This is a genomic window from Actinomadura xylanilytica, from assembly GCF_030283145.1.
Taxonomy (GTDB): domain Bacteria; phylum Actinomycetota; class Actinomycetes; order Streptosporangiales; family Streptosporangiaceae; genus Spirillospora; species Spirillospora xylanilytica.
Window position 1 is genome coordinate 1,121,662 of sequence record NZ_JASNWE010000003.1, and the last position, 12,939, is coordinate 1,134,600.

Here is a 12,939-nt window from a genome sequence, read left to right on the forward strand (position 1 = left end):
TTGCGCTCCTCGTGGTGCCGCCCGGCCCCCGCCGGGACGGCTACCGGCCGCTCGGCGTCCCCGGCGGCAAGCCCGGCCCCGGCCCGCCATGGCAGGCCGGGCACCGCGACTCCACCATCTTGGTGGGCCGGTTGATGTCACCGACGTGCACCACCATTCCGGCCCCCAAGCAGGTCACGCAGCCGGGGAACCCGGCCATGACGGGTTCGTCCCAGACCGGGGTGTCCTCGGGCCGCGACAGGTCCCCGGGCGCCGGGTCCTCGGCGGGCTCGTAGTCGCCGCCGACGTAGCCGCGCCCCATGCAGAACCGGCACGCGAACCTCAGCGGACCGATCCGCTGCTCGCCCTCGCCACCGCAGTCGGGGCACTCCAGCTTGTCGGTCACACCTTGCCCGTCCCGTTGCACACCGTGCACGACACCGTGTCGGTCTTGCCGTTCCGGCCGATCTTCTGCTCACCCGACCCCTTACAGGCCGAGCAAGCCACTTCCTTACCGTGCTTACCCATGACCGTTCCCGGCATCCCGCGCGGCGGTCATGTCCCCACCCGCCGCAACGCACCCTTGACCGCCGTCACGGCCTCGAATAGTGCCATGCTCAGCACGCTAGGCAGGAGGGTGTGGCACCGGCCACAAGTGTGCCCAAGTGTGCCCGGTCTAGACGAGGTCGTTCGCCGCCGAAAGGATCAGTTTGCGCGCCTCGGTCCCGGTGACGGTCATCGCCGACAGCTCGGCGAAGGTTCGGCTGTAGGCGGTGACCTCGCGCGGCTGGGTGATGTTCAGTTCCGCTGTGGGAGTCTCCATGAGCACGCGTTCTTCGTCGAAGATCCAGAATCCGGGACTCGACCAAACGGTTCGGTCGAGTCTGGCCGGCACGTGACGGCACACGGCACGGTGCCGGTCCGCCGTGGCTGTTAGCTGTGGATCATGCCGAGTGGGCTTGATGTGCGAGGCCCTGCCGTGCGGAACGGTTTGTGGGAAAGTGCAAGACGTCAGAAGTCGCAGGCGGGTTGAGGCCCGGCATCGCCAGATTGGTAGCTCCTTCGTGAACAGTGCCCCCCGACGTCGCCCGATGGACCCTGAGCAGGCACTACGCCTGATCGTCACGGGTGGCGGGACCGGTGGCCACACCTACCCCGCGCTCACCGCGGTGCGCACGCTGCAAGGCAGGCTCATGGCGAGCGGCCGGGCGCTGGAGGTCCTGTGGGTCGGCACGGCCGACAGCCTTGAGGCCCGCGTCGCGGCCAGGGAGGGCATCCGGTTCAGCGCGGTCGCCACCGGCAAGATCCGCCGCTCCGCCAATCCGCTGAAGATGATCTCCCCAGCCAATGTGAAGGACATGGCCCGCGTGCCGCTGGGCGTCTTCCAGGCCCGCAGGATCGTCTCCGCTTTCCGCCCCGACGTCGTGCTGGCCACGGGCGGGTACGTCGCCGTCCCGGTGGGCTTGGCGGCCAAGATGCGCCGCCGGCCACTGGTCGTCCACGAGCAGACGGTCCGGCTCGGCCTCGCCAACCGCTCGCTCGCCCGCAAGGCCACCAGGGTCGCGGTGTCCTCCGAATCGACGCTGCCGCTCCTGCCCGAGGCGGCCCGCGCGACCGCGGTGGTCACCGGCAACCCCGTGCGGCCCGAAGTGCTCACCGGACATGCGGAGAAGGCCGTCCAGTCGCTGGGCCTGCACGGCTTCGACCGGCGCCGCCCCACCGTCTACGTCACCGGCGGCGCTCAGGGCGCGCACCAGATCAACACCCTGGTGCGCGACATCCTGCCGTGGCTGCTGTCCGGCGCCAACGTCATCCACCAGTGCGGACCGGCCGACCTCGCCGACCTCGCGCAGCAGACCGCGACGCTCCCCGCCGACGCCGCGGCCCGCTACCTGCTCACCGACTACGTCGGCCCGGAACTGCCCGACGTGCTCGCGCTGGCCGACGTGGTGATCTCCCGGAGCGGGGCGGGCACGCTGGCCGAACTGACCGCGCTGGGCAAGGCCGCCGTCCTCATCCCGCTCGCCACCTCCGCCGGCAACGAGCAGGCGCACAACGCGCGCCACCTGCACGACGCCGGCGCCGCCGTCGCCCTGCTCGGCGAGGCGACGCCGGACAGCCTGGGCGCGGCCTTGGGCCCCTTGCTCGCAGATCCGGCCAGGCGCATGAGCATGGCCCAGCGGGCCCGGTCACAGGGCCGGCCCGACGCTGCCGAACGGCTGGTGGACGTTCTGCTGTCCGTCGTCGCCGACCGCGCGTAGGCGGGATCTCCTACTCCCCGGTGGATCCGTCGATGCGCTCGCGGAGCAGGTCGGCGTGGCCGTTGTGCCTCGCATATTCCTCGATCATGTGGGCGAGGATCCAGCGGAGCGAGTAGTCCTCGCCGCGGTGGCGCCCGGTGGTGTCGAGGGACTCGGCGGCGTGCACGATGTCACGGGACCGCGCGCATTCCTCGTCCCATGCCTCGAAGGCTTCCTGAGGGTCGGCCTTGTCGATCTGGAAGTCGGTGTCATCGCCGGGCCCCTCCTTCCAGCGGTAGGGGATGTCCTCGCCGCTCAGCCTGATCCGGAACCAGACCCGCTCGACCTCGGCCATATGCCGGACGAGCCCGAGCAATGACATGGCCGACGGCGGTACGCACCTCTGTTTGAGCTGCTCAGTGGTCAGCCCCGCGCACTTCATGGCCAAGGTCTCGCGCTGATATTGCAGGAAGCCGGTCAGTATGGTGCGCTCATCGGCCACCAGCGGCGGCTCGGTCCTGCCCTGATCGTCCACCGGGGCATCATGCCACGGCCCGGCGAGACTTCCTTCGACGAAATCACCCTGAACTACCGAGAAGCGACCGCGCCGTTCCAGGAAGAGAGACCCCGACAGGGGAAGGCTTTCTGCAACTATGTCCACATGGCCGGACGGGGCCCGGACCACATAGTCAACATCATGAGCGGCGACGTGTCGGGGTCCCTGGTCCAGGCCGGATCGATCAGCGGCGGCGTCCACTTCCACCTTCCGTCCCGCCAATCCGCCTCGGCGCGGAGCCGGGCGGCGAACGACTACATCAGCCTCTGCAAGAAGGGGTCAATTCGCCGAGAATTCCCCTCGCAATATCTGGCCTGGTATCTTGGCCAGATCCGCTCCTACAAGAGCGCGTCCGCCAGGAAGGCATGGAAACTCCTCAACGACTCTCGATTCAACAAGCATTGAGATGTGAATGATGACTCGACCTCTCAAGCCTTATATCGCCGTTCTGCTGTTCGAGTCGTCCGGGCGCCCGCAGCTCTTCAGCGAGGACTTCGTTCTGCTGCGCGCGGGCTCCGAGGAGGAGGCCCGCACGCGCGCGGAGGAACGCGGCCGTGCGGGAGAGACGGCCTTCCAGAACGAGGCCGGGGAGACCATCAAGTGGACGCTGCGGCACGTCGTGGACGTGGCGGAGGTCCTGGACGACGACCTCTCCCAAGACACCGACCTGTACTCCCGGCATTTCAGGGACATCAGCGCCTACGAGGCGTTCGAGCCCTTGCTGTCAGGCTGGGAACTCTGACCCACGCCCCGTAACGCGCAGGGCGATGCCTTTCGGGCGCACGGCGGCGGCGCTATGGTGCCGCCGTGGCCGGTTCTCCGCAGCGTCCGCTGCTCTTCCTCGATGTCGACGGCCCGCTCATCCCGTTCGGGGCTCCGCACTACCGGACGTGGCCCGGGCCGCGCGGCGGCGACTCGAATCCGCTTCTGGGCAGGCTCGATCCATCGCACGGGCCCCGCTTGGCGGCGCTACCGTGCGATCTGGTCTGGGCCACGACGTGGATGGACGAGGCGAACGAGTGCGTCGCCCCCCGGATCGGCCTGCCGGAACTGCCGGTGGTGAGCTGGCCCGAGCCGTCCGACGGGGACGGGCGCGGCGGCCTGCACTGGAAGACCCGGCCCCTGCTCGACCTGGCGGCCGGACGGGCGTTCGCCTGGGTCGACGACGAGATCACCGAGGCCGACCGGGTCTGGGTGGCCGCGCATCACCCTGGACCGGCCCTTCTGCACCGTGTCGATGCGCGCCGGGGACTTGCCGAAGCCGACTTCGCCGCCCTTGACACGTGGTTGCGTCAGGACGGCTTCGGGTTGCGGGCGTAGATGAGGGAGCCGGCTCCGGTCGCTATGGCGGTGACGGTGCCGCAGAGCAGGAACGCCTGTCCGGCGCCGAGGTCGGTGATGGCCAGGCCGCTGGCGGCGGCGCCGAGGCCCGCACCGCCGTTGCACACCACGCTCGCGAGGATGGCCGCGTGGGTCTTGGCCGCGACGCCGTCCATGAGGGTGTCGGCCAGGAGGTAGGCCGTGATGACGGCGGGGCCCATGGCGACGCCCACCACCACGAGCAGCGGCGCCGCCAGGACGAGCCCGTCGACGGCGGCCATCAGCGCGGTGCCGGCCGCCAGGAGCAGACTCAGGACGATGAGGCGGGACGCGGCGCCGGTCCTCCATTCGCGGCGGCCATAGAAGAGCGCGGCAATAGCGCTCCCCAGCGCCAACGTGGCGAGGAGCCCGCCGGACATCGAGGCGTGTCCGCTCTCCAGTGCAAAGCCGGGAATGGCGACCTCCAGGGCGCCGATGGCGAAGCCCACGCCCAGGAACACCACGAGCACCCACCTGGTGCTGCGCGCGACCGTCCACAGGCCGCCGTCGTCGTTCTCGTCCGCGGCTGCTTCCGGGCCGCCCCGATCCGCGGCCGACGCCATCAGCAGCCCGCCGAGCAGGCAGACGGCGCCGCCGGCCAGCACGGCCAGCCAGGCGCCGGAGAGGGCCACCGCGCCCGTCGCGAGCAGGGGGCCGACGACGAAGGTCGCTTCCTCCACGACCGAGTCCAGGCCGAACGCGCGTGACACCCACTGGGGCGGCAGCCTCCGCGACCAGCCGACGCGCATGAGCGCGCCGAAGGGCGGCATGCTGCATCCGGAGCCGGCCGTCAGCGCGATCAGCAGCCAGGACGGACCGCCGCCCGCCACCACCAGCAGGATCAGCGCCGACCCGCTGACCATCGACATCATCAGCAGCGCGCGGGCGTGGCCGGCGCGGACCGAGATCCAGGATCGGGCCGGGCCCGCGACGACCGTGCCGATCGAGTACGCCGCCATGGCGAGGCCGGCGGTGGAGAACGACCCCGTCGACCGCGCGATGAACAGCACCACCCCCACCGGCATCATGCCGAACGAGATCCGGCCGATCAGCGCGCCCGCGAAGAGGCCGGGAATTCCCGGGGGCCGGAGCAGTTCCAGGTATCCGGGAGGATTCTCGCGCGCCGCTTCGGCCATTACATCCCGGGTTGGTGGAAGGTCTCCGGACCGGACAGGTACTTCCAGTGGCCGAGGGGCCAGACGACGGCGAAGGCGCGGCCGATGACCTTGTCCTCGGGAATGGATCCGCCACCAGGGTCGTTCGTGTGCCCCCGCGAGTCAAAGGAGTTTCCGCGGTTGTCGCCCATGACCCACAGCCTGCCCTTGGGAACCACGACGCTGAACTTCCGCACGGACGGGACGCTCCGCTCGTGCGTCACCGGGTCGACGAGCAGGTAGGAGCGCTCGTCCAGCGCGATGCCGTTGACCATGACCGGAGCGCCGGAGCCCGCGCAGCTGACCCGGTCGCCGCCGCGGGCGATGACGCGCTTGATGAAGTCCGTTTCGCCGGACGTCACGCCGAACGCGCCGCCGACCTGGTGCAGGGCCTTGGAGAACAGGTTCCGGGGCTTCTGCCCGGGGACCTCGGGGGTCCAGGAGTCCACTCCGTTGAAGACGATGATGTCGCCCCGCCGGATATCGTGCACCCGGTAGTCGATCTTGCTGACCAGGACCCGGTCATTGATCTCGAGGGTGCCCCGCATCGACCCCGACGGAATGTAGAAGGCCTGAACGGCGAAAGCCTTGATGACCAACGCCAGCACGACGGCGACGGCGATGAGGACCGGCATTTCCTTCCAGAACGATCGCCGTTTCTCCCCGTTGCCGGAACTCGTCCCGTCCGGGGACGGCCCATCGGATTGCCCGCCGGAGTCGGCGTCGCGTTCATCACCGGTCATTCGCGAAATCTACTGCCATGCAGCGGATCCTGGCGAGGCCCGGGGCCTTCAGCCGACGTCGCGGGCGAGGAGGTCCTCGACGGTCTCGCGGCGGACCAGGAGCCGGGCGCGGCCCCCGCGGACGGCGACCACCGGGGGCCGCCGGACGAGGTTGTAGTTCGAGGCCATCGAGTGGTGGTACGCGCCGGTGCAGGGCATCGCCAGCAGGTCCCCGGGGCGGACGTCGGCGGGCAGCCGCGCGTCCGGGACGAGCACGTCGCCCGCCTCGCAGTGCCGTCCGACGACGCTCGCGGCGCGGTCGCCGCCGGCGCCCCGCCTGCCGATGAGGCGGACCGAGTACCGCGCCCCGTACAGGCTCGGCCTCGGGTTGTCGCTCATCCCGCCGTTGACGGCGACCAGCAGGGCGCCGGGCGTGTGCTTGACGCTGACGACGCGGTAGACGGTGACGCCCGCGTGCGCGGCGATGGCGCGGCCCGGCTCGATGGTGAGGCGCGGCACCGGGAGGCGGTGCTCCGCGCAGGCGGACCGGACCGTCCGCCGCAGCCGGTCGGCCAGCTGGGCCGGGTTCAGCTCGGGGTCCCCCGCCCGGTACGCCACGCCGAAGCCGCCGCCGAGGTCCAGGTTTAGCAGCATCGCCCCGTGCTCGTCGCGGATCGCGGCGAGCAGGGCGACCATGCGCCGGGCGGCCTGGTCGAACACGTCGAGGTCGGTGATCTGCGAGCCGATGTGGCAGTGCAGCCCGACCAGCTCCAGGCCGCGCTGCCCGAGGACGCGGCGGACGGCCTCGGCCGCGGCGCCGGACGAGAGCGGGAGCCGAACTTCTGGTCGTCGGTGCCGGTCGTCATCGCCGCGTGCGTGCGGCCGTCCACGCCCGGGGTGACCCGGACGAGCAGCCGCGGGCGCGCCCCGGCGGTCGCCGGCGCGGCCAGCCTGGTGATCTCGTGGAAGGAGTCGACGACGACGCGCCCGACCCCGTACGCGAGGGCGGCGCGCAGGTCCTCGGGGGTCTTGGCGTTGCCGTGCATCAGCACGCGTTCCGGCGGGAACCCGGCGGCGCGGGCCACCGCGAGCTCACCGGCCGAGCAGACGTCCAGCGACAGCCCCTCCTCGGCGATCCAGCCGGCCATCGCGCGGCACAGGAACGCCTTGCCCGCGTAGGCGACGTCGGCGTCGTGGAAGGCGCCGCGGAACGCGCGGCAGCGGCGCCGCACGTCCTCCTCGTCCACCACGTGGAGCGGGGTGCCGAACCGTTCGGCCAGGCCGGCGAGGCCGACTCCTCCGACGGAGACGTCGCCGCCGGGGCGGGCACCGGTGGTGACGGGCCAGACCGCGCGGTCGGGCACCGTCCTGTTCTCTGTGACGAGCACGTGCTGCTCCCTTGAGGTGTTCGGACGTCAGCGACGGCCGGCCATGGCCGGCGCCCGCGGGCGCGGCGGGCGCGGCGGGCCGGCGGGCGGCACGGGGTCCTTCGGGCCGACGAACAGCGGGTCCATCTGGACCGCGACAATGCCCATCGGCGCGAGCATGGACCGCAGCGCGGGCCCGGCCAGCCGGATCCAGGGACGGCCGCCGCCGAGCGCGGAGCGGAGCCGCTCCTCGCTGGTGAAGGCGATCCCGACCCGTTCCCCGTCCGGGCTGCGGCGGCCGGTCCGCAGCGACAGCGTGCCGCCGGCGCAGGTGTGCACCGGGATGAATAGGAGCTCGTCCACGGATCCGTCCCCTTCGAGAAACCGTCTGACCGGGCTCACGCTAGGCGCGGTTTGCGGCATTGGTCCGTTTCACTACGCGATGCATACGCGCGGGCGGGGAACCCTCACGCGTCCCTTGCACAAGATCCGCGAAGATGGGGGGATGGAACCGGTACCTGAGGACTGGCGGCGGGCGCTCGCCGTCGTGGCGCATCCGGACGACCTGGAGTACGGCGGCTCGACCGCGGTCGCCAAGTGGACCGGGCAGGGCAAGACCGTGGTGGAGGTGCTGGCCACCCGCGGGGAGGCCGGGATCGACTCGATGGAGCCGGAGGAGGTGCGCCGGGTCCGCAGCGCCGAGCAGGTCGAGGCGGCCCGCCGGGTCGGGGTGGAGACGGTGGAGTTCCTCGACCTGCCCGACGGGCAGCTGGAGTACGGGCTGCCGCTGCGGCGCGCGATCACCGCCGCGATCCGGTGGCACCGGCCCGAGGTGGTGATCTCGATGAACTTCCGGGAGACCTTCCCCGGCGGCGGGTTCAACATGGCCGACCACCGCGCGCTCGGCCTGGCGGCGATGGACGCGGTCAGGGACGCCGCCAACCGCTGGGTGTTCCGCGACCTGGACCTGGAGCCGTGGCCGGGTGTGCGGTTCGCCCTGTTCGGCGGCTCACCGCAGGCCGGCCACTACGTGGACGTCACCGGCCATCTCCAGGCGGGCGTCGACTCGCTGACCGCGCACCGGGTCTACTTCGACAACCTCGGCGCGGACTTCGACCCGGACGCCTTCCTCACCGGCCTCGCCGAACCCACCGGGCGCGCAGTGGGCGTCACCCACGCGATCCCGTTCGAGCTGATCGAAGCCTGACCCGCGCCGGGGCCTCGCCCGCGCGCGGGCACTGTATGGCGCGGGCACTGTGCGGCGTGGACGCGCGTCCGTCCGGGCGCGCGTCCACGCGGGTGGCGGATCAGTTGGCGTTGGGCCGCTTGCGGCTGTTGGCGCGCTTGCGCTTGCGCGCCCGGCGTTTGCGCGTTCTCTTCGACATGCCTCGATTGACCACCCGCGCGCCGCGCCTGGCAACCCCCCTCGAACGCCACGGCCCTGTTCTCCTGAGAGGTCGCCTCTAAGGAGAACAGGGCCGTGGCGGGTCGGGAGCCCCCGGAAGGGGTCAGCGGACCTCGGTGATCTCGGGGCCGCGCTCGAAGGGGGAGAACGTCTCGGTGTTCCCCTCCTCCTCCTCCTCGTCCTCGCCGGCCTCGCTGAACTCCGCGGGAATCTGGAGCTCCAGCAGGTCGCGCGGCGGCATGGGCTGGTCGCCGCGGACGACCACGATGCCGCGGAACACGTCCTCGAGGACCTGCCACTGCTCCTCGTCCTCGATCGCGGCGCCCTGCACCACGGCCTGGAGGAACCAGCGGGGACCGTCGACGCCGATGAAGCGGATGATCTGCGGGGCCCAGCCCTGCTCGAGGAACTCGGCGGGGATCTGCTCGCGGACCTCCTCGGGCATCTCGGCGAGGACCTCCTCGGTCAGCGGCGCGGGGACCATCGCCAGGAGCTCGGGGCCGAACGGGCCCTCGTTGTCCTGGGTCTGGCCCTGGGCCTCCTCCTCGATGTCCTTGGCGGTCTCGCGCCGTACGTCCGCCCAGATGCCGCTGCGCTTGGGCGCGGCGAACACCTGGAGCTGCATGGCGCTCTCCTCGTACTGCACCAGCACGGCGACGGGGCGTCCGTCCAGCGGATTGCCCTCGTCGTCGACCTGGGTCGCCTCGAAGTTGACCTGGAAGCCCAGGCCGGGCGCCACGGGCACCTGGAGGGAGCCGAAATCGAGCCGCTGGAGCTCGGGCGGGGAGTCCTCGGAGTCCCAGGGACCACCGTCATCCGCACCGGCCTTCGCGGGGGCCTCCTCGGCCTCCTCGGCCGCTTCCGCCTCGGCGGCCTCCACCGGCTCCTCGGTCGCCTCGGGCCCCTTGGCGGGCTCCTCGGCCTGCCGGCGACGTCCAAAAGCCACGACTCACGCTCCTTCTCGACTGTGCTCATTATCCGCGAAACCGCCCGTGGAGCCGAATCCACCGGCGCCACGAGCCGAGCCGGGAAGCTCGGCGACCTCGTGGAACACCGCCTGCTCGACCCGCTGCACGACCATCTGCGCGATGCGGTCGCCGCGCCGCAGCCGGACGGTGGCGCGGGGATCGGTGTTCAGCAGGGTCACCTTGATCTCGCCCCGGTAGCCGGCGTCGACAGTACCGGGTGCATTCACTATGGTCACCCCAAACTTAGCGCCCAAACCGGACCTCGGGTGTACGAAAGCGGCATACCCATCGGGCAGCGCGATCGCCATCCCGGTCGGCACCACCGCCCGCTCCCCGGGCGGCAGCTCCACGTCCACGGCGGCGACCAGGTCGGCGCCCGCGTCCCCCGCATGAGCGTACGCCGGAAGCGGCAGTTCCGGATCCAGCCGCCGGATCAGCACGTCCACCTTCATCGGGCCACCTCACGCTCGGGGATCGGGACGCCGGCTCCGGCAGGGGCCGTCGATCTCGGGGCGGGTCTCGGCAGGCGGCGGACGGAGCGACCAGACGACCTTACCGACCGCCCCGTCCCTCGCGGCGGCAGGCACGCCACCCTGGGCGAGTCCGCGCGGACGGCCGGGTTGGAACGATTCACCCGGTGACCCTACCCGCTCGGGCCCGATGACCACTTCCGGCAGGTTTGCCCCACCCGTGCCGACCCGCGCGTACCGTCACGGTGTCATCGCCCGCTCCCCCCGCGAAGGGTCACGGCATGAGGCGACAGGTCACCCATCGGTCCCTCGACGGCATCCGGGTGCGGCTCACCGGCCCGCACGATCTCGCCCGCCCCTGCACCTCGGTCGCGAAAATCTCCGAAGGCGGGCGGCTGCACGAGCTCTCCAGCGGCACCCGGGCGGACGCTCTCGGCTGGGCCGAGGACATCGGGGTCGACCGGTTCGACCAGGAGTTCCGCGTACAGGGCGGACGGCTGCGGGTCGGCCGGACGACCACCCGCGACCCCGACACCGGACTCGGCGACCCGGTCCTCGCCGCGATCTGGGAGGGCCGGGCGCACGCGGTCTTCACCCACCTCTACCACGGGCGCCCGGCGGACGCGGTGGCGTTCTTCGGCACCGTCCGGCTGACCGAGCACGAGGACGGGATCACCGCCGTGCCGCTCGGCCGGGCCCGGCGCCCCGAGCCCGCCGAGCTGGTCAAGGAGGTCCCGGGGGTGGGCCTGCTGGAGATCACCGCGCTGAACGGGCAGACCAGGCGCCGCCTGCCGTCCTGGCGGGGCGCGCGGGTCGCGGGCGGCGAGCTCTTCCAGGACGCCGTCGAGGGGCAGGGGCCGTACTTCCTGCTGGCCCTGAAGTCGCTGCTGGTCACCGTGCTGCCCGAGGAGGACCGGGTGCGCGAGGTGCCGGGGCGGCTCGACAATCTGGCGGTCGAGGCGATCGGGTGACCGGCCTGCTGGCCGGGATCGCGGCGGTGACCGTCCCGCTCGTCCTGCTGGGCTCGCTCTACGGGCAGCTCCGCCGGCCGGGGGCGCTCGCCGCCGCCGTACGGGCGCATCGCACGGTCCCGGGCGTGCTCGCCGCCCCCGTCGCCGGGCTCGCGGTCGCGGCGGAGGCCCTGACGGGCTTCGGAGCCGCCGCGGGGCTGCTGCTGTGGGAGAACGGGCTACTGCGCGGCGCGCTGGCGGCGTCAGCGGCGCTACTCGCCCTCTATGCGGCGTACGCGGCGTACGTGGCGCGGACCCGGCCGCGCGGGGTGCCGTGCGGCTGCGCCGGGGACGCCGGGACGCCGATGACGGGCTGGGTCGCCGTCCGCGCGGCGGCGCTGGCGGGGCTCGCCGCGGCCGGTGCCGCGCGGGGCCTCCATGCCGGGCCGCCCGCCGCCGAGGTCGCGGTCGCCGTCCTGGCCGGCCTGGGTTTCGCGGTGATCCTGTGGTCGCTGCCGCAGGCGATGATCGAGGAAGGGGCCCGATGAGCTTCACGACCAGTGCGCTGCTGCTGTCCTGGGTGGCGATCGCGCTGCTGGCGCTGGTGGTCGCCGGACTCGTCCGGCAGGTCCACGCGCTCGGGCAGGGCGGGTCCGGACGGGGCGCGCCGCGTGCGGCGCTCGGCCCGGCGCCCGGGACGCCCGCGCCCGAGTTCGGCCGGCTCGGCCCCGGGCTGCTGCTGTTCCTGGACCGCGACTGCGGCGTGTGCGCCGACGTCCTCGCCGAGGCGGGCGGGCTCGGACGGCCGATGCACGCGATCTTCTCCGGCCCCGCGCCCGACGGCCCTGCGCCCGACGGCCCCGCGCCCGACGAACTCGGGCCGGCGGCGGGGATCACCGTGCTCAGCGGTGAGCACGACGGGCTGTTCGCCGCCTACGGGGTCCCCGCCACCCCGTTCGCGGTGATCGTCGATGAGGACGGGCGGGTGCGGGTGGCGGAGCCGGTCGGTTCCGCGCAGGCGCTCAGGGAACTGGAGGTATCGCGATGATCCGACTGGAGGACGTCCCGCCGCTGCGCGGGCCCCGCCCCGCGGGCGCCGAACGGGTGCGCCGGCGCGTCCACGACGACCGGGCCAGGGTGCGGCCCGTCCGGCGCAGCGTGCTGACCGGGCTCGCCGCCGCGGGGGCCACCACCGGGCTCAACGCGCTCGGGGTGTTCCCGCCCGCGCGGCAGGCCCTGTCGTCGGGGTTCAGCCTGCGCGGCTACTACGACATCTATCCGCGCTGCCCGTCGTACGCGTCCAACCACAACTGCTCCCCCGGCTGCGGGCCGAGCCTGGTGTGCAGCGTGTGCTGCCGGACGAGCGGGAAGTACAAGGGCTTCCACAAGTCGGGCGTCTCCAACCCGGGCAAGTACAAGCTGCGTCCGAACCAGTGCTACGGCGGCGGCTACGACGGCTGGGTGTGGGCCTACTCCAAGCGCTGCGGCAGCTGCGCCAAGGGCGTCACCTGGCGCTGCCACGACGGATGGAAGAAGTCCAAGCGCGGCAACTGGTACAAGACCATCTGCCGTAAGGCGACCGCGTGCCACAACTGACCGCCCCGGCCGGGAGGCTGCGCCGGGGGCTGACCGAGCCGCTGCTGCCGGTCGCTGCGCTGACGCTGCTGGCGGTCACGGCGGCGGCCCTGGACGCAGCCGTCCTGTGCTGGGCGGCGGTGGGCGCGCTGGCGGGGTACGCGCTGTCGGGCAGCGTTTGAACGCGTAACAGC

Annotated in this window: 21 protein-coding genes; 10 read left to right on the plus strand and 11 right to left on the minus strand. The window is 72.4% G+C overall.

Features of this window, described 5'->3' with window-relative positions; translation table 11 throughout:
- Positions 1-40: 40 nt before the first annotated feature.
- From QP090_RS22740 to QP090_RS22750, 3 genes are all read right to left on the minus strand, one after another.
- Entirely contained in the window at positions 41-385 is a 345-nt protein-coding gene (locus tag QP090_RS22740) for a hypothetical protein (RefSeq protein WP_285941151.1), read from the minus strand.
- A complete protein-coding gene (locus tag QP090_RS22745; RefSeq protein ID WP_285941152.1) occupies positions 382-507 on the minus strand; it encodes a hypothetical protein in 126 nt (41 codons plus the stop codon). Before QP090_RS22745 ends, QP090_RS22740 begins: the two co-directional genes overlap by 4 nt.
- A 148-nt stretch (positions 508-655) precedes the next feature.
- Positions 656-1,129, minus strand: a complete 474-nt coding sequence (locus QP090_RS22750; protein WP_349666504.1) for a Scr1 family TA system antitoxin-like transcriptional regulator — start codon at positions 1,127-1,129, stop codon at positions 656-658.
- On the opposite strand from QP090_RS22750, the gene QP090_RS22755 reads away from it, so the two are divergent.
- Positions 1,071-2,240, plus strand: coding sequence for a UDP-N-acetylglucosamine--N-acetylmuramyl-(pentapeptide) pyrophosphoryl-undecaprenol N-acetylglucosamine transferase (locus QP090_RS22755; protein WP_285941154.1), 1,170 nt, complete (start codon positions 1,071-1,073; stop codon positions 2,238-2,240). The genes QP090_RS22750 and QP090_RS22755 overlap by 59 nt on opposite strands.
- A 10-nt stretch (positions 2,241-2,250) precedes the next feature.
- Here QP090_RS22755 and QP090_RS22760 read toward each other — a convergent pair whose 3' ends face one another.
- Positions 2,251-2,754, minus strand: coding sequence for a DinB family protein (locus QP090_RS22760; protein ID WP_285941155.1), 504 nt, complete (start codon positions 2,752-2,754; stop codon positions 2,251-2,253).
- Between the two features lie 162 nt (positions 2,755-2,916).
- Between QP090_RS22760 and QP090_RS22765 the strand changes: the two genes are divergently transcribed.
- The 3 genes from QP090_RS22765 (at position 2,917) to QP090_RS22775 (ending at position 4,095) form a co-directional block, all read left to right on the plus strand.
- On the plus strand, positions 2,917-3,180 hold the full coding sequence (locus QP090_RS22765) for a hypothetical protein (protein WP_285941156.1): 264 nt from the start codon (positions 2,917-2,919) through the stop codon (positions 3,178-3,180).
- A gap of 7 nt (positions 3,181-3,187) precedes the next feature.
- Positions 3,188-3,517: a DUF4288 domain-containing protein gene (locus QP090_RS22770; protein WP_285941157.1), complete on the plus strand. Its 330-nt coding sequence runs from the start codon at positions 3,188-3,190 to the stop codon at positions 3,515-3,517.
- Between the two features lie 65 nt (positions 3,518-3,582).
- The gene (locus tag QP090_RS22775) at positions 3,583-4,095 is read left to right on the plus strand and encodes an HAD domain-containing protein (RefSeq protein ID WP_285941158.1); all 513 of its coding nucleotides are present in this window, start codon (positions 3,583-3,585) and stop codon (positions 4,093-4,095) included.
- Here the strand turns inward: QP090_RS22775 and QP090_RS22780 are convergent.
- From QP090_RS22780 to QP090_RS22800, 5 genes are read right to left on the minus strand one after another with little or no spacing between them, the layout of a single operon-like run.
- Positions 4,068-5,270 carry an MFS transporter gene (locus QP090_RS22780; RefSeq protein WP_285941159.1) on the minus strand — a complete coding sequence of 401 codons (1,203 nt, stop codon included), beginning with the start codon at positions 5,268-5,270 and terminating at the stop codon, positions 4,068-4,070. The two genes, QP090_RS22775 and QP090_RS22780, sit on opposite strands and share 28 nt — an antisense overlap.
- Positions 5,270-6,031, minus strand: coding sequence for a signal peptidase I (gene lepB / locus QP090_RS22785; RefSeq protein ID WP_285941160.1), 762 nt, complete (start codon positions 6,029-6,031; stop codon positions 5,270-5,272). The genes QP090_RS22780 and lepB overlap by 1 nt, the downstream gene beginning before the upstream one ends.
- Positions 6,032-6,079: 48 nt before the next feature.
- The gene (locus QP090_RS22790; protein WP_285941410.1) at positions 6,080-6,769 is read right to left on the minus strand and encodes a diaminopimelate decarboxylase family protein; all 690 of its coding nucleotides are present in this window, start codon (positions 6,767-6,769) and stop codon (positions 6,080-6,082) included.
- Positions 6,655-7,398 carry a diaminopimelate decarboxylase family protein gene (locus QP090_RS22795; RefSeq protein ID WP_285941161.1) on the minus strand — a complete coding sequence of 248 codons (744 nt, stop codon included), beginning with the start codon at positions 7,396-7,398 and terminating at the stop codon, positions 6,655-6,657. The genes QP090_RS22790 and QP090_RS22795 overlap by 115 nt, the downstream gene beginning before the upstream one ends.
- 27 nt (positions 7,399-7,425) lie before the next feature.
- Positions 7,426-7,740 (minus strand): SAV_915 family protein, encoded by a 315-nt coding sequence (locus QP090_RS22800; RefSeq protein ID WP_285941162.1) that lies wholly within the window; start codon positions 7,738-7,740, stop codon positions 7,426-7,428.
- A gap of 142 nt (positions 7,741-7,882) precedes the next feature.
- Between QP090_RS22800 and QP090_RS22805 the strand changes: the two genes are divergently transcribed.
- Positions 7,883-8,584, plus strand: coding sequence for a PIG-L deacetylase family protein (locus tag QP090_RS22805; protein ID WP_285941163.1), 702 nt, complete (start codon positions 7,883-7,885; stop codon positions 8,582-8,584).
- A 301-nt stretch (positions 8,585-8,885) separates the two neighbouring features.
- Here the strand turns inward: QP090_RS22805 and QP090_RS22810 are convergent, their stop codons facing one another.
- A complete protein-coding gene (locus QP090_RS22810) occupies positions 8,886-9,728 on the minus strand; it encodes a DUF3710 domain-containing protein (RefSeq protein ID WP_285941164.1) in 843 nt (280 codons plus the stop codon).
- 3 nt (positions 9,729-9,731) lie between these two features.
- A complete protein-coding gene (dut, locus tag QP090_RS22815; protein ID WP_285941165.1) occupies positions 9,732-10,202 on the minus strand; it encodes a dUTP diphosphatase in 471 nt (156 codons plus the stop codon).
- Between the two features lie 299 nt (positions 10,203-10,501).
- Between dut and QP090_RS22820 the strand changes: the two genes are divergently transcribed.
- From QP090_RS22820 to QP090_RS22840, 5 genes are read left to right on the plus strand one after another with little or no spacing between them, the layout of a single operon-like run.
- Positions 10,502-11,191 carry a hypothetical protein gene (locus tag QP090_RS22820; RefSeq protein WP_285941166.1) on the plus strand — a complete coding sequence of 230 codons (690 nt, stop codon included), beginning with the start codon at positions 10,502-10,504 and terminating at the stop codon, positions 11,189-11,191.
- Positions 11,188-11,718: a MauE/DoxX family redox-associated membrane protein gene (locus QP090_RS22825; protein ID WP_285941167.1), complete on the plus strand. Its 531-nt coding sequence runs from the start codon at positions 11,188-11,190 to the stop codon at positions 11,716-11,718. Before QP090_RS22820 ends, QP090_RS22825 begins: the two co-directional genes overlap by 4 nt.
- Positions 11,715-12,218 (plus strand): thioredoxin domain-containing protein, encoded by a 504-nt coding sequence (locus tag QP090_RS22830; RefSeq protein ID WP_285941168.1) that lies wholly within the window; start codon positions 11,715-11,717, stop codon positions 12,216-12,218. The genes QP090_RS22825 and QP090_RS22830 overlap by 4 nt, the downstream gene beginning before the upstream one ends.
- Positions 12,215-12,766, plus strand: a complete 552-nt coding sequence (locus QP090_RS22835) for a hypothetical protein (RefSeq protein WP_285941169.1) — start codon at positions 12,215-12,217, stop codon at positions 12,764-12,766. Before QP090_RS22830 ends, QP090_RS22835 begins: the two co-directional genes overlap by 4 nt.
- Entirely contained in the window at positions 12,754-12,927 is a 174-nt protein-coding gene (locus tag QP090_RS22840; RefSeq protein ID WP_285941170.1) for a hypothetical protein, read from the plus strand. Before QP090_RS22835 ends, QP090_RS22840 begins: the two co-directional genes overlap by 13 nt.
- Positions 12,928-12,939 lie beyond the last annotated feature (12 nt).

What these genes read in the sequence shown, in the direction of transcription:
- QP090_RS22745 (WP_285941152.1), bottom strand. Translation starts at nt 507, where the DNA reads ATGGGTAAGCACGGTAAGGAAGTGGCTTGCTCGGCCTGTAAGGGGTCG.
- QP090_RS22755 (WP_285941154.1), top strand. Translation starts at nt 1,071, where the DNA reads ATGGACCCTGAGCAGGCACTACGCCTGATCGTCACGGGTGGCGGGACC.
- QP090_RS22765 (WP_285941156.1), top strand. Translation starts at nt 2,917, where the DNA reads ATGAGCGGCGACGTGTCGGGGTCCCTGGTCCAGGCCGGATCGATCAGC.
- QP090_RS22770 (WP_285941157.1), top strand. Translation starts at nt 3,188, where the DNA reads ATGATGACTCGACCTCTCAAGCCTTATATCGCCGTTCTGCTGTTCGAG.
- QP090_RS22780 (WP_285941159.1), bottom strand. Translation starts at nt 5,270, where the DNA reads ATGGCCGAAGCGGCGCGCGAGAATCCTCCCGGATACCTGGAACTGCTC.
- lepB (WP_285941160.1), bottom strand. Translation starts at nt 6,031, where the DNA reads ATGACCGGTGATGAACGCGACGCCGACTCCGGCGGGCAATCCGATGGG.
- QP090_RS22805 (WP_285941163.1), top strand. Translation starts at nt 7,883, where the DNA reads ATGGAACCGGTACCTGAGGACTGGCGGCGGGCGCTCGCCGTCGTGGCG.
- dut (WP_285941165.1), bottom strand. Translation starts at nt 10,202, where the DNA reads ATGAAGGTGGACGTGCTGATCCGGCGGCTGGATCCGGAACTGCCGCTT.
- QP090_RS22820 (WP_285941166.1), top strand. Translation starts at nt 10,502, where the DNA reads ATGAGGCGACAGGTCACCCATCGGTCCCTCGACGGCATCCGGGTGCGG.
- QP090_RS22830 (WP_285941168.1), top strand. Translation starts at nt 11,715, where the DNA reads ATGAGCTTCACGACCAGTGCGCTGCTGCTGTCCTGGGTGGCGATCGCG.
- QP090_RS22835 (WP_285941169.1), top strand. Translation starts at nt 12,215, where the DNA reads ATGATCCGACTGGAGGACGTCCCGCCGCTGCGCGGGCCCCGCCCCGCG.